The sequence below is a fragment of the Dermacoccus sp. GAS27A genome (assembly GCF_044909235.1).
Taxonomy (GTDB): domain Bacteria; phylum Actinomycetota; class Actinomycetes; order Actinomycetales; family Dermatophilaceae; genus Dermacoccus; species Dermacoccus nishinomiyaensis.
In genome coordinates, this window is sequence record NZ_JBIYDW010000003.1 from 248,307 (window position 1) to 264,760 (window position 16,454).

At 68.6% G+C, this 16,454-nt stretch carries 20 protein-coding genes; 4 read left to right on the forward strand and 16 right to left on the reverse strand.

Annotated elements, in window-relative coordinates; genetic code table 11:
* The first annotated feature begins 14 nt into the window (after positions 1 to 14).
* The 3 genes from ABH936_RS04760 to ABH936_RS04770 are packed head-to-tail and all read left to right on the forward strand — an operon-like array spanning position 15 to position 999.
* Positions 15 to 338: an AAA family ATPase gene (locus ABH936_RS04760; protein WP_281711049.1), complete on the forward strand. Its 324-nt coding sequence runs from the start codon at positions 15 to 17 to the stop codon at positions 336 to 338.
* Entirely contained in the window at positions 335 to 877 is a 543-nt protein-coding gene (locus tag ABH936_RS04765) for a DUF4276 family protein (protein ID WP_281711047.1), read from the forward strand. Before ABH936_RS04760 ends, ABH936_RS04765 begins: the two co-directional genes overlap by 4 nt.
* Positions 874 to 999 carry a hypothetical protein gene (locus ABH936_RS04770; protein ID WP_281711046.1) on the forward strand — a complete coding sequence of 42 codons (126 nt, stop codon included), beginning with the start codon at positions 874 to 876 and terminating at the stop codon, positions 997 to 999. The genes ABH936_RS04765 and ABH936_RS04770 overlap by 4 nt, the downstream gene beginning before the upstream one ends.
* 64 nt (positions 1,000 to 1,063) lie before the next feature.
* Here the strand turns inward: ABH936_RS04770 and ABH936_RS04775 are convergent, their stop codons facing one another.
* From ABH936_RS04775 to ABH936_RS04810, 8 genes are all read right to left on the reverse strand, one after another.
* Complete coding sequence (locus ABH936_RS04775; protein WP_404602733.1) at positions 1,064 to 1,819, reverse strand: low molecular weight phosphatase family protein; 756 nt, start codon at positions 1,817 to 1,819, stop codon at positions 1,064 to 1,066.
* Complete coding sequence (locus ABH936_RS04780) at positions 1,812 to 2,618, reverse strand: HAD-IIA family hydrolase (RefSeq protein WP_404602734.1); 807 nt, start codon at positions 2,616 to 2,618, stop codon at positions 1,812 to 1,814. Before ABH936_RS04780 ends, ABH936_RS04775 begins: the two co-directional genes overlap by 8 nt.
* Before the next feature lie 30 nt (positions 2,619 to 2,648).
* Positions 2,649 to 3,473 carry a hypothetical protein gene (locus ABH936_RS04785; protein WP_404602735.1) on the reverse strand — a complete coding sequence of 275 codons (825 nt, stop codon included), beginning with the start codon at positions 3,471 to 3,473 and terminating at the stop codon, positions 2,649 to 2,651.
* 1 nt (position 3,474) lies between these two features.
* On the reverse strand, positions 3,475 to 4,284 hold the full coding sequence (locus tag ABH936_RS04790; protein ID WP_404602736.1) for an exodeoxyribonuclease III: 810 nt from the start codon (positions 4,282 to 4,284) through the stop codon (positions 3,475 to 3,477).
* A gap of 114 nt (positions 4,285 to 4,398) precedes the next feature.
* A complete protein-coding gene (locus ABH936_RS04795; protein WP_404602737.1) occupies positions 4,399 to 5,742 on the reverse strand; it encodes a UDP-glucose dehydrogenase family protein in 1,344 nt (447 codons plus the stop codon).
* Positions 5,733 to 5,888 carry a hypothetical protein gene (locus tag ABH936_RS04800; RefSeq protein ID WP_404602738.1) on the reverse strand — a complete coding sequence of 52 codons (156 nt, stop codon included), beginning with the start codon at positions 5,886 to 5,888 and terminating at the stop codon, positions 5,733 to 5,735. The genes ABH936_RS04795 and ABH936_RS04800 overlap by 10 nt, the downstream gene beginning before the upstream one ends.
* 77 nt (positions 5,889 to 5,965) lie before the next feature.
* Positions 5,966 to 6,229 carry a DUF3017 domain-containing protein gene (locus ABH936_RS04805; protein WP_038569071.1) on the reverse strand — a complete coding sequence of 88 codons (264 nt, stop codon included), beginning with the start codon at positions 6,227 to 6,229 and terminating at the stop codon, positions 5,966 to 5,968.
* Positions 6,226 to 7,083 (reverse strand): bifunctional methylenetetrahydrofolate dehydrogenase/methenyltetrahydrofolate cyclohydrolase, encoded by an 858-nt coding sequence (locus tag ABH936_RS04810; RefSeq protein WP_074046135.1) that lies wholly within the window; start codon positions 7,081 to 7,083, stop codon positions 6,226 to 6,228. The genes ABH936_RS04805 and ABH936_RS04810 overlap by 4 nt, the downstream gene beginning before the upstream one ends.
* Before the next feature lie 125 nt (positions 7,084 to 7,208).
* Here ABH936_RS04810 and ABH936_RS04815 point away from each other — a divergent pair, with 125 nt between their 5' ends.
* Positions 7,209 to 7,799 carry an SGNH/GDSL hydrolase family protein gene (locus ABH936_RS04815; RefSeq protein ID WP_404602739.1) on the forward strand — a complete coding sequence of 197 codons (591 nt, stop codon included), beginning with the start codon at positions 7,209 to 7,211 and terminating at the stop codon, positions 7,797 to 7,799.
* 55 nt (positions 7,800 to 7,854) lie between these two features.
* Here ABH936_RS04815 and ABH936_RS04820 read toward each other — a convergent pair whose 3' ends face one another.
* From ABH936_RS04820 to sucD, 8 genes are all read right to left on the reverse strand, one after another.
* Positions 7,855 to 8,826, reverse strand: a complete 972-nt coding sequence (locus tag ABH936_RS04820; protein ID WP_404602740.1) for a DMT family transporter — start codon at positions 8,824 to 8,826, stop codon at positions 7,855 to 7,857.
* Positions 8,827 to 8,930: 104 nt separating this feature from the next.
* Positions 8,931 to 10,541, reverse strand: a complete 1,611-nt coding sequence (gene purH / locus ABH936_RS04825; protein ID WP_404602741.1) for a bifunctional phosphoribosylaminoimidazolecarboxamide formyltransferase/IMP cyclohydrolase — start codon at positions 10,539 to 10,541, stop codon at positions 8,931 to 8,933.
* Complete coding sequence (gene purN, locus ABH936_RS04830) at positions 10,534 to 11,229, reverse strand: phosphoribosylglycinamide formyltransferase (protein WP_404602742.1); 696 nt, start codon at positions 11,227 to 11,229, stop codon at positions 10,534 to 10,536. Before purN ends, purH begins: the two co-directional genes overlap by 8 nt.
* A gap of 616 nt (positions 11,230 to 11,845) precedes the next feature.
* The gene (locus tag ABH936_RS04835; protein WP_404602743.1) at positions 11,846 to 12,232 is read right to left on the reverse strand and encodes a hypothetical protein; all 387 of its coding nucleotides are present in this window, start codon (positions 12,230 to 12,232) and stop codon (positions 11,846 to 11,848) included.
* A 60-nt stretch (positions 12,233 to 12,292) separates the two neighbouring features.
* Positions 12,293 to 13,699, reverse strand: a complete 1,407-nt coding sequence (locus ABH936_RS04840; RefSeq protein WP_404602744.1) for a DUF6350 family protein — start codon at positions 13,697 to 13,699, stop codon at positions 12,293 to 12,295.
* A gap of 171 nt (positions 13,700 to 13,870) precedes the next feature.
* Positions 13,871 to 14,557 carry a DUF4352 domain-containing protein gene (locus tag ABH936_RS04845; protein ID WP_404602745.1) on the reverse strand — a complete coding sequence of 229 codons (687 nt, stop codon included), beginning with the start codon at positions 14,555 to 14,557 and terminating at the stop codon, positions 13,871 to 13,873.
* A gap of 58 nt (positions 14,558 to 14,615) precedes the next feature.
* Positions 14,616 to 15,308, reverse strand: a complete 693-nt coding sequence (locus ABH936_RS04850; RefSeq protein WP_404602746.1) for a DUF4352 domain-containing protein — start codon at positions 15,306 to 15,308, stop codon at positions 14,616 to 14,618.
* Positions 15,309 to 15,541: 233 nt separating this feature from the next.
* Entirely contained in the window at positions 15,542 to 16,441 is a 900-nt protein-coding gene (gene sucD, locus ABH936_RS04855) for a succinate--CoA ligase subunit alpha (RefSeq protein WP_038569090.1), read from the reverse strand.
* Positions 16,442 to 16,454: the final 13 nt, after the last annotated feature.

A 16,454-nucleotide genomic window follows, 5' to 3' on the forward strand; every position in this document is an offset into this window, starting at 1 on the left:
CACACCTAGGACGCCTGCCGAACCGTCCCGCCACGATCGTCCTCGACGAGCCCGAACTAGGGTTGCACCCGTTCGCCATTCACCTCTTGAGCGAACTTCTGCGGGTCGCAGCACGCGACGGCCACCGCGTCATCCTCGCAACCCAGTCCACGGATCTGCTCGGTGAGTTCGACCACGAGAAGATCGCAGTCCTCGAACGCCGCGACGGGTCGACCCACGTCTCCGGACCCGACCGCGGGCAACTCGACGACTTCCTCCACACCCACTCCGTAGCCGAGATGTGGGAGATGAACCTCCTCGGCTGCCGCCCGACGGCCGACAACGTCAGCGCGTCATGAAGTACTACGCGCTGGTGGTGGAAGGGCAGACGGAGGAAGCCTTCGTCACGCAGATCCTCAATCCATATCTCTCGCGGCACGACATGTTCGCGTTCCCCGCGATCGCCAAGGCCAAATCGACGCCGACGGGCAGCCACAAGGGCGGCGCGCCCTGGCACAAGTATGTGCCCCCGGCCTGCGCACTAGGCGCCCAGCCCGACAAGGCTGCGGTGGGCATCCTCATGGACTTCTACGAGGTTCCCCGTGACACACCCGGCTTCGACGCCGAACGCTCCGGCGCGGAATACCGCGAAGCTTTCCTGGGCCGCATGCGCGAAAATCTGAACTCCTACCGCGTTCAGCCGCACCTCATCATGCACGAGTTCGTGACACTGGTCTTCGCCGCCATCGACGCGGGCGCGCGGTCGAGCCTGATCGATGCCGGACTCTTCGCGCTACGAGACGTCATCCGCAATTGTGGTGGGGACATCGAAGCCATCAACGGAAGCAGGCAAACGAGCCCATCGCACCGTCTCGCCGCGGCATCCCGACCTACGTGAAGACGGCGACCGGCATCAGCTTGCTCGATGAGGTGCCGTTCGACGACATCCTGGAGGGCCGCCCGACCTTCGCCCAATGGCTGTCAGAAATCGTGACGGCGGCACACAACCACGCGACCTGAGTGCTTGGGCACATAAACGATGGAGCAAGTGCGTTAACGAGGCATCCCCATGACTCGTGATGCGTCACACCGACGGGCTGAGCACCCTGGAGATCGTCGCCAACGGCCCGTCGAGCTGCGCCTGCATCTGGCGAAACACCGCGTCACCACGCATGAACGGATCGACGACGTCCGCCGCGTCGTCCTGACGCGCCGGCACTTGAGCACGCCGGGAGCCCGCTGCAGCGACGAGCTGCGCGACGACGTTGTCGCCTCGCGCGCGGGCCACGTCAGCGGGGGTGAGCCCTTCACACAAATCCGCGAAGTCGAGGACGGCGAACACCCTGCGCAACGCGAACGGCGCCACCTGCACGATGAGACGACGATGCTCGCGCGTCGCAGCCAAGACGAGATCGGCTCCGGCCACCATCTCCTCGGTGAGCTGACGCGCCGCATAGTTCGACGTGTCGACGCTCCGCGCCTCCAGCAACCGCGCACTGCCCGGCTCGATCGGCTGCCCGACGAGCGCACCCGTGCCTGCACTGCTGACACGCACCCCGAGCGGCGCCAACTCGTGCGCCAACACACGCTCCATATACGGAGAGCGACAGATGTTGCCCGTGCAGGCCGTCAGGATGCTCGGCTCATGCGGCGCCTGCTGCGTCCCCGATGCCGGCCGCGTGCGGCGTGCGAGCCGAAGCGTCGTGGCGGCGGCGTCGGCGTCGTCGTCGCCCCACCATGAATCGGGCTCCTCGGCCGGTGAGTCGCCGGGCCGCTGCGCTGTGCTGCTCGGGTTCGACGGTGTGTCGCGTTCGTCGGCCCAGGGGTCGAAGTCACTCATGGTCGAGCGGCGCGAGCTCGTGGACGAGCGGCACGACGTCGGCGATCGAATCGCAGATGCGCGTCGGCACGAATGGGTAGCGGTCGACCTGGTCGGGCTTCGTCGACCCGGTCAGCACGAGGATGCTGCGCAACCCCGCCTCGAGGCCGCTGCGCACGTCCGTGTCGAGACGGTCACCGATCATCACCGTCGACTCCGAGTGCGCGTCGATGCGGTTGAGCGCACTGCGCATCATGAGCGGATTCGGTTTGCCGACGTAGTACGGCTTGACGCCCGTCGCCGCCGTGATGAGCGCCGCGATCGACCCCGTCGCCGGCAACGGCCCCTCCGTGCTCGGGCCCGTGACGTCCGGGTTCGTCGCGATGAACCGCGCGCCACCCTCGATGAGACGGATCGCGCGCGTGATCGCCGTGAACGAATACGTGCGCGTCTCCCCCAGCACGACGTAGTCGGGTTCGCGCTCCGTCATCGTGTAGCCGACGTTGTGGAGCGCCGTCGTCAGCCCCGCCTCACCGACGACGTACGCGCTGCCGCCAGCGCGCTGATCGGCGAGGAACTGCGCCGTCGCGAGCGCCGACGTCCAGATCGCCTCCTCCGGCACGTCGATGCCCGACGCGAGCAAACGCGCACGCAGATCGCGCGGCGTGTAGATCGAGTTGTTCGTGAGCACGAGGAAGCGACGCCCCGTCTCCTGCAACGCTTGCAAGAACTCCGAAGCCCCCGGAATGGCGCGCTCCTCATGCACGAGAACGCCATCCATGTCCGTCAGCCAGCACTCCACTGCGTGGTGGTTGCTCATCCGCTCATCCTCACTGTCGTGCCGAATCGTTCAACCCATGATGCGACGAACGGCCGCCGCCACCGCCGCAAGCGCTGGATCGGCCTGCGCCGCCATCCTCGCAAAGACCTCTGGGCCCTGACGGAACGGGTCGAGAATCTCCGCCTCGGCACGCGAACGAGTGCTGTGACGCTCGACGCTGCCCGCCGTCGAATTGGCGACGAACTCGCGCAGCCCGTCGACGCCCTTGGTTCGGGGTAGGGGCGCCTCGGCGCAGACGTCGGCGAAGTCGAGCAACGCGAAGATGCGCGACGCCGCCGTCGGCGCCTCTTCGGCGAGGACGCGCCGATGCTCGCGCGACGCTGCCAGCACGAGGTCCGCCTCGCGCACGAGCGCGGGCGTCACCTGACGCGGACGGTAGCGCGCGCCGTCGAGGCCGCGCTCACGCAGGAGAACCTGCGTCCCCGATGACATCCTCTCGATGAGCAACGCGCCCGTCCCGGCGCCCTCGACGCGTACCGGCAGGCCCGCCAGGTCGGCAGCCAGCACACGCTCGAAATACGGTGAGCGACAGACGTTTCCCGTGCACACGCCGAGGATGGTGAAGGTCTCGCGATCATCCCCGGTGGCCAGGCTGTCGACCTCATGGCCCGCCTGCTGAGGGCGAACCGGCGCCGGCCCAGCATCGAGGCTGAGCGAAACGTCCGGGCGGGCTCGCGCTGCCTCACGCTCGCGCTTCGCGGCCTGCACCTGCGCGAGCCGTCGCTGATCGGCGCGTGTGCGGAACGTGCCCCACTGCCCGGGCGTGACGGGCTCGACGGCCTCGTCAGCCTGGGCCGGTTCGCCCGACGACGCGGCGTCGCGCGGTTCGCTCACGTCACTCCCCCGTCCTCTCGAGCGCGGCCAGGTCGTAGTCGACGACGACCGCCGCGTGGTCGCTCCACCGCTGATCGTAGGCTGCGGCGCGCCCGATCCACGGTTCGCGGGCGACAGCGGCGAGCGTCGGGCTCGCGAACTGGTAGTCGATGCGCCACCCGGAGTCGTTGTCGAACGCCTTTCCGCGCCACGACCACCACGAGTACGGGCCCGGCACGTCGCCGTGATTGGCGCGCACGACGTCGACCCAGCCGTTCTGGGTGAGCCGCGTCAGGTACGCTTGCTCGTCCTCGAGAAACCCGGCCTTGCCACGGTTTCCCTTCCAGTTCTTGAGGTCGTTCACCGTGTGCGCGACGTTGAAATCGCCCATGACGAGCGCCGGACGATCGACGAGCTGCGCCATCCGCGCCTCCAGCGCGTCGAGGAAGGCGTACTTCGCAGTCTGCTTGTCGGTGCCCGCCTCACCGGTGTGCACGTAGACGCTCGAGATCGTGACAGTGCGACCGCCGACGACGACGTCAGCCTCCACCCAGCGGCCGATCTCGTCGAAGCCGTCGATGACGCAGCTCGACGACGCGAGCGCATGCTTCGTCAGGATGGCGACGCCCTCACGGCCCGCAGCGGCCGACTCGGCGTGCGCGAGTTCGTACTCGGCGAGAGCCGAACCGTCGAGTGCGGTCGCGAACTGCTTCGCCGACGCGCGCACCTCCTGCATGGCGACGACGTCCGGCTCCTGCTGCGCCAACCACTCCAGACCCCCGCGACGCCGCGCTGCCCTGATGCCGTTGACGTTCGCCGTGATCACTCGCATGGGCTCATCGTTTCAAGGCCGGATGATCGTGTCGAACCCACCGACCGCAACCGCGCCCAGCCCGAAACCCTGCGTCCAAGTGCACCCGCGTGCATCTGGACGCGGGGAAGGTGGTCAGTTCGCGGGGGTGATCGTCGGGCGGCCGAGGGCGTGGACGGTGAAACCCGCCTCAGCCCACCGCTGCCGATCCAACGCATTCCGCCCATCGATGAGCACACGACCCGCGACCTGCTCAGCAACATCGGCCGGGTCGAGATCGCGGTACACCTGCCACTCCGTCAACAACACGACCACCCGCGCCCCCACCAACGCCTCATCAACCGTGTCGACATAACCCGGCCCCGGACGCTGAGCCCGCGCCACAGCCAGTGCCTCCGGATCATGCACCCGCACATCCACACCCAAGGCCACCAAACGCTCAGCCACGTCCAACGCCGGACTATCCCGAATATCATCCGAATTCGGCTTGAACGCCGCCCCCAACACCGCCACCGGCGCCCCCACGACGTCCTCACCCAACACGTCACGCACGAGCTCCACCACCCGCGAACGACGACGCACGTTCGTCGCATCCACCGTCCGCAAGAACTCCACCGACTCCGCCAGGCCGAGCTCCTCACCACGTGCCATGAACGCACGAATGTCCTTCGGTAAGCACCCCCCACCGAACCCGACACCCGCACCCAAGAACTTGCGGCCGATGCGCTCGTCATGCCCGATCGCATCCGCGAGCGCGACGACATCACCGCCGCTCGCCTCGCACACCTCAGCCATCGCATTGATGAACGAGATCTTCGTCGCGAGGAACGCATTCGCGCTCACCTTGACCAACTCAGCCGTCGCGAAATTCGTCACCAACCGCGGCGTACCCGCCGCCAATGCCCGCGCATACACCTCATCCAGACGCGCGACATTCGCATCCGCGAACTCCCCCTCCACGCCGTACACGAACCGATCCGGCGTCAACGTGTCCTTCACCGCGAATCCCTCACGCAAGAACTCCGGATTCCAGGTCAGACGCGCATCCACCCCGTCACGCACGCCGGCCTGCAGCACCTCCAGCACGCGCGGCACCGTCCCCACCGGCACCGTCGACTTGCCCACCGCCACTGACCCCGCCTTCATGTGCGGCGCCAACGACGCGAACGCACCGAACACATAATCCGTGTTTGCCGCATACTCCCCCGGCTTCTGCGGCGTCCCCACACACACGAAATGCACATCAGCATCCGCCACATCAGCGATGTCCGTCGACCACCGCAACCGACCCGACGCCTGCGCACTCGCCAACAACTCCGGCAACCCCGGCTCGAAGATCGGACTACGCCCCGCCGCCAACGCCTCGATCTTCAACACATCCGTGTCGACACCCACGACGTCATGACCCAACTCAGCCATGCACGCCGCATGCACCGCGCCCAGATAGCCCGTGCCGATGACCGAGATCTTCAAACCCATGCCGCAGATTCTAGGGTGCCGCCCCTGCTGCGACGCTCATTCGCCGCGCGCGGCCCCCCACGCAGGTCGCCGTTGCGCCCGTTGTCGACAAGGACGAGGACGAACGGCGGCGCGCCGAGCTGCGCGGCGAGCACGTTCAGCTGCACGGCCTCGCTCGCTCGCCTCACGGACGGGGATGATGACGCTCACCTCGACGTCCGAGGGACGTGTCATCGGCTGCGACCTAACCGAGCTTGACGCCCGTGAAGGCGACGAAGGTGACGATCGCACCGAGCGCGTACAACGCGACGTCCGTGCCCCTCGAACGCACCTTGAGATCGGGCACGACACGCTCGGGGAAGACGGCGCGCATGATCGCCCCCAGCAGCGGACCCACGGCCATGAGGATGCCTCCGACACGCACATGCCCGCCGAAGACGACGGCGAGGCCCAACGCGACCGGCAACACGACGACGAGCCACGGGACGCCGAGCTTGAAGTGACTCACCGACCCCGAGCCTCGGCCTCACGCTCGGCGGCCTCCACGACGTTCGTCAGCAGCAGCGCACGCGTCATCGGGCCGACGCCGCCGGGGTTCGGCGACATGAATCCGGCGACCTCAGCGACGTCCGGTGCGATGTCACCGGCCACCTTGCCGTCGACGCGGCTGACTCCGACGTCGAGCACTGCGGCACCCTGCTTGACCATGTCCTTCGTGATGAGCCCCGGCACACCGGCGGCGGCGACGATGACGTCCGCGTTCTTCGTGTGAGCTGCGAGATCCTTCGTGCCGGTGTGGCACAGGATGGCCGTCGCGTTCTCGCTGCGACGTGTGAGGATGAGACCGAGCGGGCGCCCCACCGTCAGCCCACGCCCGACGACGACGACCTCCGCGCCGTTCAGCGGCACGTCGTAACGGCGCAGCAGTTCGATGACGCCCATCGGCGTGCACGGCAGCGGCGCCTCCTCGCCGAGCACGAGCTTGCCGAGGTTGACCGGGTGCAGACCGTCGACGTCCTTCTCCGGCTTGACGCGTGAGAGCAGCGCGACCTCGTCGAGACCCGTCGGCTGCTGGATGAGGAAGCCCGTGCAGTTCTCGTCGTCGTTGAGCTCGTCGATGACGGCCTCGACCTCGGCCTGTGTCGCGGTAGCCGGCAGATCCTTGCGGATCGAGGTGATGCCGACCTCCGCGCAATCCTTGTGCTTGGCGTTGACGTACCACTGCGAGCCTGGGTCATCGCCGACGAGCACCGTGCCGAGGCCCGGCGTGATGCCGCGCGCCTTCAACGCAGCGATGCGCTCGCGCAGCTCTTCCTTGATCGTCGCGAGGGTGGCCTTGCCGTCGAGCGTCGTCGCAGTCATGGCTCAATCCTGCCAGACGCCCCGGGCGCGCGGTCGGCGCTCACACCGGGGTGTGACGGGACGCTCGTGATCGACCTGGGCTCACGCGTACGGTCGTCGTATGACACGAGCGTGCCGAGCGGCGAGTGGCGTGGCGCGTTCCCGCGCTCGTAGCACTCGTCGTCGGGGTGCTCGTCGTGGCGTTGTTCATCGTCGTCGGCCGCCGTTCGTCAGCCCCGGTCGCCGACGCGCCCTCACCCAGCCTGAGCGGACGCCCCGTGGTGGCCTTCGTCGGCGACAGCCACTCCGCCGGCTCGGAGGCGAGCTCACCGGACAAGCGATGGCCAACCGTCCTGAGCGCTGAGCGCGGGTGGAACGAGATCAACGTCGCCGTGCCTGGCATGGGCCACGACGTGGGGCGTCCGACGCAGCACTACGCTTCCCAGGTCGCACGAGCCGCAGCGTCGAAGCCGGGCACGGTCATCATCTCCGGCGGATGGAACGACGTCGCCCGCGGCGTGCCGACGGCGACCATCGTCGAGGGCCTGCGCGAGACGCTCGCGGCGGTGAAGAAGCACGTCCCCGAGGCGCGCGTCGTCGTCATCGCACCGATCGGACCGGCGAGTTCTCCCCCACCCGACCTCGTACGGCTGCGCGATGCCGCCGCACCCGTGGTGCGCAGCTCAGGTGCGGCGTGGCTGGATCTCGACTTCCCGCTCACCGGTCACCGGGAGTGAATCAGCCCTGACGGCCTGCACCCCAACGACGCGGGCTACAAGCGTCTCGCCGAGCTCACGAACGCGCGTCTGAAGTAGCCCGTCGGCCACCGGAGCGTGCCGCCATGGCTGCCGCCGCAGCGGTGACGACCATGCCGACGACGGTGCGCACACCGACACCTTCGCGCGCCACCGGGTCGAGCAGGTCGATGACGAGCGCCGCGACGAGCTGTCCCATGATGCCCATGAGGCCCAGCACGAGCACGCTGATGTGCTCCGTCGCCCAGGCCGACAACCCGATGAACGCGATGCCCAGCGGCGCACCGAGCCACGCCCACCAGGGAGCGTCGTGCGGCCACTGCCACTGCGTGAAGCCGAGGAGCACGCGCGCACCGGCGAACACCACGAGAGCGATCACGCCGACGAGGAAGTTCTGCAGCGTCGTCGCGTACGAACTACCTGCCCGCGCACTGACGCGCCCGTTGAGACCCTGCTGGAACTGCGTCATGACGCCCGCGATGATGACGGCGAGGGCCGGCAGGATCGCGATGCCACCCGGGACGTGCTGGCCGCTCACCGTGATGCCGACCCCGACGACGGCGAACGCGCCGGCGAGCGCGCGAGCGGGGGTGATCGGCGTGCGTCCCTTGGGGCCGGCACCGACGTGGTCGGCGAGCAGCCCGCCGAGTGCCCGGCCACCGACGCTCGCGACGATGAAGACCGCTACCCCGAGGATGGCGACCGTGCTCGTCTGCACGGCGACGAACGCGCCACCCAGGACGCCGCCGAGGCACTCCCACCAGCGCAGACGCCCAGCCCGAATCGCGTCGACGAGCCGACCGGCGCCGCGGCGCAGGCTCGGCACGACGAGCGTCAGCACGAGCAGCGCGAGCCCCGAACCGAAGCTCCACACCGCCGCGACGAGCGGCTCGGACAACGGCTCACCGAGCGTCCCGTTGAAGCGCGCCTGCAACGACAGGCACGCCCCACCGAAGAACGCGGCAGTGAGGGCAAGCGCCTCGGAGGAGGCTCTGGCGTCACGCGTCATCGCAGGGCACCGCGACGATGGCAGGTTTGGCCGAAGATGTGGCCGACGTTCAGGCCATCTTGAGCCAAACCCGCCATCTGGGGGTTGTCGATCATAGGTGTCACTCAGTGCGCGAAGTGACGCGTACCGGTGAAGTACAGGGTGACGCCGGCCTTGTTCGCGGCGTCGATGACCTCGGCGTCACGAATGGACCCACCCGGCGCGACAACGGCCTGGACGCCCGCGTCGAGCAGGATCTGCAGGCCGTCGGCGAACGGGAAGAACGCGTCCGACGACGCCACCGAACCACGGGCCCGCTCGGCGCCCGCACGCGTCACGGCGAGGTTGCACGAGTCGACGCGGTTGACCTGGCCCATGCCGATACCGAGCGACGCACCGTCCTTGGCGAGCAGAATCGCGTTCGACTTCACGGCGCGCACCGCACGCCACGCGAACTCGAGGTCACGCATCGTGGCCTCGTCCGCGGCCTCGCCGGCGACGAGCTGCCAGCGCTCGGGGTCGTCACCCGTGGTGCGACCGTCCTTGTCCTCGCCCTCTGCGTCGATGAGGTCGCGCTCCTGCACGAGCAGGCCGCCCGAGATGGGGCGTGTGTCGAGGCTCGAGCCGGCCGGCGCGGGCACCGTCACGAGGCGCATGTTCTTCTTCTGCGTGAGCACCTCGAGCGCGTCGTCGTCGAACGCGGGCGCGACGACGACCTCGGTGAAGATGTCCTTCACCGTCTCGGCCATCGCCTTCGTCACCGGGCGGTTCGTCGCGATGATGCCGCCGAACGCGCTCGTCGAATCGCACTCGTGCGCCTTGCGGTGCACGTCCGCGATGTCATCGCCGTCAGCCCCGACGGCGATGCCGCACGGGTTGGCGTGCTTGATGATGGCGACGGTCGGCGCGTCGCCGTGGTCGTACGCGGCACGGTAGGCGGCGTCGGCGTCGACGTAGTTGTTGTACGACATCGCCTTGCCGTGCAGCTGCTCCCCCTGGGCGATGCCGGCCTGACCCTCAGCGGTGTACAACGCCGCGCCCTGGTGCGGGTTCTCGCCGTAGCGCAGGCTCGCGGCCTTCGTGAACGTCGCGCCCATCCAGTCGGGGAACTGATCGCCCGTCGCCTCGTCGTCCGAACCGGCGAGGTTCTCCCCCATCCACGTCGCGACGGCGACGTCGTACGACGCGGTGTGGACGAACGCCTCACGCGCGAGCTCGGTGCGCTGCTGCAGCGTGAAGCCGCCACCGTTGACGGCGGTGATGACGTCGTCGTAGCGCGACGGGTCGGTGACGATCGCGACGGTGGGGTGGTTCTTCGCGGCCGCGCGCACCATCGTCGGGCCGCCGATGTCGATCTGTTCGACGCACTCGTCGATGCTCGCGCCGGACGCGACGGTCTCGGCGAACGGGTACAGGTTGACGACGACGAGGTCGAACGGTGCGACGCCGAGCTCACGCAGCTGCGCCAGGTGGTCGTCCTTGCGCGAGTCGGCGAGGATGCCCGCGTGCACCTTGGGGTGCAGCGTCTTGACGCGACCCTCGAGGCACTCGGGGAACCCGGTCAGCTCCTCGACGGGCGTCACCGGGACGCCGAGACCGGCGATGAGCTTGCTCGAACCACCGGTCGAGACGATCTCGACGCCGGCGTCGGCCAGGGCGCGTGCCAACTCCTCCAGACCCGTCTTGTCGTACACCGAGACGAGGGCCCGCTTGATGGGGCGCAAACCGTCACTCATTGATCAAAACCGTCCTGCCGTTGATGGACCAACCACGTGCGAACCTGCGGACGACGTCCACAAGCATGTCGCGCTCCTCGACCTTGATGCGTTCGTGGAGCGAGTCTTCGTCGTCATCGGCGCGCACCTCGACGGCGCGCTGCGCGATGATCGGGCCCGTGTCGACGCCGGCGTCGACGACGTGACACGTCGTACCCGTGATCTTGACGCCGTGGGCGAGGGCATCCCGCACACCGTGCGCGCCGGGGAAGCTCGGCAGCAGCGCCGGATGCGTGTTGATGACGGTGTGGCGCGCGAGCGTCGTCGCACCCAAGATCTTCATGAAGCCGGCCGAGACGACGAGGTGCGGCGGCACATCGGGGTCGTCCGAGTCGTCGTCGAAGCTGCGCTCGATGGCGTCGGCGAGCGCCTCGTCCCAGGCGTCGCGGTCGGCGAAATGGGCGGTGTCGACGACGAACGTCGGGATGCCTGCGAGCATCGCGCGCTCGAGACCGGCGCACTCGCGGTCGGCACCGACGGCGACGATCGTGAACGGCGAGCGCTGACCGCGAGCGGCCGCGTCGGCCTCTGCGTCGATGAGCGCCTGCAGCAGCGAACCGCTGCCGGAGACGAGGACGACGACCTCGAGCGGTCGGGTGTCGGGGCGCAGCTGCGGCGTGGCACTCACATGGACAACCCTACCGACCATGCTTGACGAAGCAGCGACTGCGAACCCGGTAGTCCTGAGGGGTGGAAAGCTGCACGCGCCCGCTCGTGAGGCACGGCTGCGACCTGCTGTGATGGGCGAAGGATTTCATGCTTCATATCGGCTCGACTCGGCCTATGCGGAGTACGCATCGCACGAGACAGGAGACGACCTCGAGCATGCCCGGAGCAATCGGGCGCGCCGCGAGCAGCGCGAACGGCGTCGATCGAACGACGAACACGCGGCAGGGTCACAGCGGTGACGATGCACCGAGGCCAGATCTACTGGCGCGACCTCGGCCACGGGGAGAAACCCTGACTCGTCGTCTCGAACAACGCCCGTAACACCCATCTGCGCATCGCTCTCGTCGTGCGCGTCACGACCTCGACGAAGCCGCCGCTGCCAAGCATCGTCCCGATCGAGCTCAGCGGCGCGAATCGCGCGGGCCAAGAACTCATCGGCAGCGTCCCCGCGACGACATCGAGGTGCTCGACGACGACCACCACGTGCACCCCGGGGTGGGTTACCACCGCACATCATGCGGCGCGTCGATGCTGCCCTCGAGGTGGCCCTGGCCCTCACGAGACCAGGCGATGACGCCGAGCACGCCACGCCGAGGTCAGTTGAAGAAGAACTTCTCGACCTCGTTGGGGTTCTGGCTGTAGGAGCTCTCGCAGGATTCGCGCGCCTGGTTGGTGTTGGCGCCCCACAGGCACTCCTGATAGCTCTTCGTGCGTTCGTAATGCACGAGCGGCGCGGCCGTCATCACGAGCAGCAGCGCTGTCAGCACGAGGCCGACGAGGTTGGGCCCGAACGCGCCCGGGGCGCCGGCGCGGCGCACGTCGCGCAGGTAGCGGATGCCGTAGAAGAGCGACAACGCCAACGGGATGGCGGCCAGGCCCGACGCGGGCAGCGGCAGCCACGACAGCAGAAACCCGAGCAGCAGATACCGCAGCGACAGGACGTTGTTGCGCAGACCGGGCGGCAGCTGGGGCATCTCACTCACAGCACTCCCAACGATCGAGAACGACGATTTGATCCCGCCGCGCGGGCCACGTACGTCGCGTCACGTCTGGTGGCTCGAACGCCAGTGACGCGCCGCCGCCGTCGCGAGCGCGGGCAGCACGAGCAGCAGCGGCGCGACGAGCCACGCCTGCCACGACGGGCCGACGTACTCGAGCAGCCCCCGCGACACCGAAGCCGTCGAGAACCACCACAGCAGCCACATCGTCACCGTCGTGACGGCGGCGGCGCTCGCCGCGACCGTCAGCTTCGCACGCAGACTCGCGAACCGGGTGAGTGCCCGGCCCGAGGCCCAGCCGATGAAGACGCCGACGCCGATGGGCACGGCGAGCGCCGCCCAGGCCCACGGGCCGACGTGGTCGGGCAGCGCCCCGAGGACGGGGACCATCGGCAGGGTGCCGGGCGTCATCCCGGAGTGGCCGATGCTGACGGCACCCGCCTCGAACGGCGCGCCCGTCGTCCACCCCGCCATGTGGGCGAGAAGGTTGGGCAGGGCCATCACCTGCGCCAGCACGAGCAGGCAGCCGCCAACGACACCGGGCGCGAGCGCTTGCTGAACCGCCCACACGCGCGGCGCGTGCCAGGCGATGAGCACGACGAGCAGCAGCAGCGACAACGCCGCGAACAGGCCCGCGCCGCGCAGGCCCGCAGACAGCGAACGGCGCAACAGCAGCGGGGTGGCCTCGACGACGACCTCGTCGAGCGCCGCGAGTTCGGGCGAGTGCTTGCGTTCGTGCCAGGCCGTCCACGCCACGCCGAGCGCGGCCACGAGCGCCGGGCCCACGATGAGCGACCACCAGTGGATGTGGCTGTGGCCGAGCCCCGCGACGATGCCGAGCACCTGCGCCGCGACCACGTATCCCCCGACGTACGCGAGCATGATGGCGCGCAGGTCCGCGGCGCGCAGCCGTTCGTCGGGGAACGCCGCGCGCGCGCCGAAGCAAGCGGCGAGCACGCAACCGAGCGTCAGCAGCAGCGGGCTGAAGACGACCGTGATGCCGTCGACGACGACGTGCCCGCGATGTGCGAGCGCCCACAGGTCGATGGCGACGCCGAGTGTGTCGTTCCACGACGACGTCGACTGTGCATCGAGCGTCCATGCGGCGAAGACCGGGACCATGAGGACGACGAGTGACGCGAGCGCCGCGACGATGCCGTACCCGAAGGCGAGCGGGACGTGCGGGCGCCCGGCCGGTCGCGATTCGTTCGTCGAGCGACCATTCGCCCCGGTGCGCGCCGCATCTCGTTGAGACGGTCCTGTCGAACCTCGTGACGCCGAGTCACGAGACGCTGCGCTCTGTCGCGGCGGGCGGGAGCCGCCACCCACGCCGTCACGGGCACCCGCGCGCGCGGGTGAACTGCCGCCCGCACGCTGCGGGCGCTGCGGTCGAGGGCGTTTGTTCGCCGGAGACGAGGCGGACGAGGAACTGCGGGGGCGACGATCACTCATGGCCCGGCCATCCTCTCAGGCCGCGCTGGGCCGATGCTCGAGGCTCGCCGCAGGAACGACTGATCCCGCCACCTGGAGCAGGTGGCGGGATCAGCGAGAGGCGCGAGCCTCGGCCGCACGGGTCGAAGCCGTGGGCCATCGAGAGCGCTCAGACCTGACGGAACGCTCACGTCACTTGGCCTGGATACGGATGGCCTGCTCGTCGCCGTAACCGCACTTGACGTCGATCGTCTTGATCTTCTTGCCGTTCGGCACCTTGTAGACGACGTCACCCGTCGTCGTGTCGCCCTTGTAGAGGGTGCCGTAGTCGAGACGCTGCCCGTACGAGGCGAAGTCCTCGCGCGCGGACGTGTTGTCGTCGAGCTTCACCTTGAGACACGTCGTGCCGGCGTTGAGATTCTTGTCGCCGAGGTTCGTCATCGTGATGTTGACGGCGACGTAGTGGTTGCCGTTGCCCGGCTTGTCGAAGTCGTTCTCAGGGGTGATCGGGTCGGCGATCTTGTTGACCTTGGCCGACATCTCCTTCGTCTTGACCTCTTCACCGACCTTGCCGGTCTTGGGGCCCGACGCGTCTCCCGAGTCGCCCGTACCGGTGTCGGAGGACGGAGACTCGCTCGTCGTCGGTGCAGCCGCGCTCGAGCTCTGATCGGGCGTGGAGGCCGGCGACGTGGCGTTCGGGGCCGCCGAGGTGGCCTCGCCCGCAGCCGACGACGCGGCCGAGGCCACGGACGGCGCCGCGCTGTTCGCGGCCGACGTGGCCTGGGACGCGCCGCCCTCGACCTGGGTGCAGGCGCTCATGCCGAGCGTCATCGTTCCGGCCAGCAGGGCCAGGCCCATCGTGCGTGCGGTGGTCTTCATCTGGGTGTTCCTTTCGGTGCGTCCGAGCCGCGGCGGGCCCGGGCTGAGGGTGAAGTGGTCAGTGGGCGAGGTCGACGCGGATGGTGCGCTGATCCCCGGCGAAGTCGAGGGAGCATCGCACGTCGACGGACTTGAGCTTCTGGTTCTTCGGCAGCTCGAACGTCACGTCCCCGCTCGCGGCGTCACCCTTGTGCAGGGTGGACGAATCCATCGGCGAACCGTGATCGGCGAACAGTGACGCCGACGCCGACCCGTTCGTCGTCGTCTTGGCGTCGATGCACATCGACGGGCTGAAGTTGATCGGTGCGCCGCCGACGTTCGTCACCGTGATCGACACGGCCGCCCACTTCTTGCCGGCCCCCGGCTTGAAGACCGCAGAATCGCCGACCGGCACCGGATCGACGACCTTGGTCACCTTCACCGACAACTTCGAGGTCTTCGCCTCCCCACCGACCTTCGTGGTGACGAGCCCCTGCTGGCCGGAGCCGAGCGGATCGGACGCCGGCGCGGACGACGCGGCCGCCTCGCTCGACGCGGCACCAGCGGACGTGGCGGGCGCCGACGACGACTCGGGCGCGGGCGCAGACGTCGCCGCGCTCGGAGTCTGCGCGGCCGCGTTCGACGACACGGCGGCACTCGGCGGCGCAGACGCGCTCGCCGCCGGCGACGAACCGTCGACGCTCGTGCACGCGCCCACCGACAACGTCACGCCCACAGCTCCGACGAGACCGAACCCTCGCTTCAAGTCCATGACGATCCCTCCCAGGTCGACGGACTCTCGCCCGCGTCATCATTCATAACTTAATCGTCACTGGGACGCCGCTGCATCATTACTGGTTCCATCCGTACTGGTTCCATCCGTGCGCCGACTTCTCGCGGCCATGTCGCCGGCACCTCGGCGACACGACGAACGCCCCCGCACCAGCGCGAGCCGATGCGGGGGCGTTCGTCGAGATCACCGAAGCGACGTTCGGTGAATCCGCCTCACTTGCTGAGGTTGTTCATGATCTCCGTCATGAGAGCGGCCGTCTCGGACGGCGTCTTGCCGACCTTGACGCCGGCGGCCTCGAGGGCCTCCTTCTTCGCGGCAGCCGTACCCGCCGAGCCGGAGACGATGGCGCCGGCGTGGCCCATCGTCTTGCCCTCGGGAGCGGTGAAGCCCGCGACGTAACCGACGACCGGCTTCGTCACGTTCTCCTTGATGTACGCCGCAGCGCGCTCCTCGGCGTCGCCGCCGATCTCACCGATCATGACGATCGCGTCGGTGTCGGGGTCGTTCTGGAACGCCTCGAGCGCATCGATGTGCGTCGTGCCGATGACGGGGTCGCCGCCGATGCCGATGGCCGTCGAGAAACCGAAGTCACGCAGTTCGTACATCATCTGGTACGTCAGCGTGCCCGACTTCGACACCAGGCCGATGCGGCCCTTGCCGGCGATGTTCGCCGGGATGATGCCGGCATTCGACTCACCGGGGCTGATGATGCCCGGGCAGTTCGGGCCGAGCAGGCGCGTCTTCGAACCCTTGCTCAGGTTGTAGAACTCGGCCGAGTCCTTCACCGGGATGCCCTCGGTGATGACGACGGCGAGCGGCATCTCGGCCTCGATGGCCTCGACCGCGGCGCTCTTGGCGAAGGCCGGCGGCACGAAGATCACGGAGACGTTGGCGCCCGTCTCGGTCATGGCGTCCTTGACGGAGCCGAAGACCGGAACCTGCTTGGTCTCGCCGTTGACATCGAAGTCAACCGTCTGGCCGGCCTTCTTCGGGTTGACGCCACCGACGACGTTCGTGCCCGAGGCGAGCATGCGCGCCGTGTGCTTCATGCCCTCGGAGCCGGTCATGCCCTGAACGATGACCTTGGAGTCAGCGTTGAGAAAAATCGACATGGAAGTCAGATCC

Coding starts and splice junctions, on each gene's coding strand:
- ABH936_RS04810 (WP_074046135.1), bottom strand. CDS start 7,083: ATGACTGCGACGACGCTCGACGGCAAGGCCACCCTCGCGACGATCAAG.
- sucD (WP_038569090.1), bottom strand. CDS start 16,441: ATGTCGATTTTTCTCAACGCTGACTCCAAGGTCATCGTTCAGGGCATG.
- ABH936_RS04840 (WP_404602744.1), bottom strand. CDS start 13,699: ATGAGTGATCGTCGCCCCCGCAGTTCCTCGTCCGCCTCGTCTCCGGCG.
- ABH936_RS04850 (WP_404602746.1), bottom strand. CDS start 15,308: ATGGACTTGAAGCGAGGGTTCGGTCTCGTCGGAGCTGTGGGCGTGACG.
- ABH936_RS04845 (WP_404602745.1), bottom strand. CDS start 14,557: ATGAAGACCACCGCACGCACGATGGGCCTGGCCCTGCTGGCCGGAACG.
- ABH936_RS04775 (WP_404602733.1), bottom strand. CDS start 1,819: ATGAGTGACTTCGACCCCTGGGCCGACGAACGCGACACACCGTCGAAC.
- ABH936_RS04795 (WP_404602737.1), bottom strand. CDS start 5,742: ATGGGTTTGAAGATCTCGGTCATCGGCACGGGCTATCTGGGCGCGGTG.
- ABH936_RS04780 (WP_404602734.1), bottom strand. CDS start 2,618: ATGAGCAACCACCACGCAGTGGAGTGCTGGCTGACGGACATGGATGGC.
- ABH936_RS04790 (WP_404602736.1), bottom strand. CDS start 4,284: ATGCGAGTGATCACGGCGAACGTCAACGGCATCAGGGCAGCGCGGCGT.
- ABH936_RS04765 (WP_281711047.1), top strand. CDS start 335: ATGAAGTACTACGCGCTGGTGGTGGAAGGGCAGACGGAGGAAGCCTTC.
- purH (WP_404602741.1), bottom strand. CDS start 10,541: ATGAGTGACGGTTTGCGCCCCATCAAGCGGGCCCTCGTCTCGGTGTAC.
- purN (WP_404602742.1), bottom strand. CDS start 11,229: ATGGTCGGTAGGGTTGTCCATGTGAGTGCCACGCCGCAGCTGCGCCCC.
- ABH936_RS04820 (WP_404602740.1), bottom strand. CDS start 8,826: ATGACGCGTGACGCCAGAGCCTCCTCCGAGGCGCTTGCCCTCACTGCC.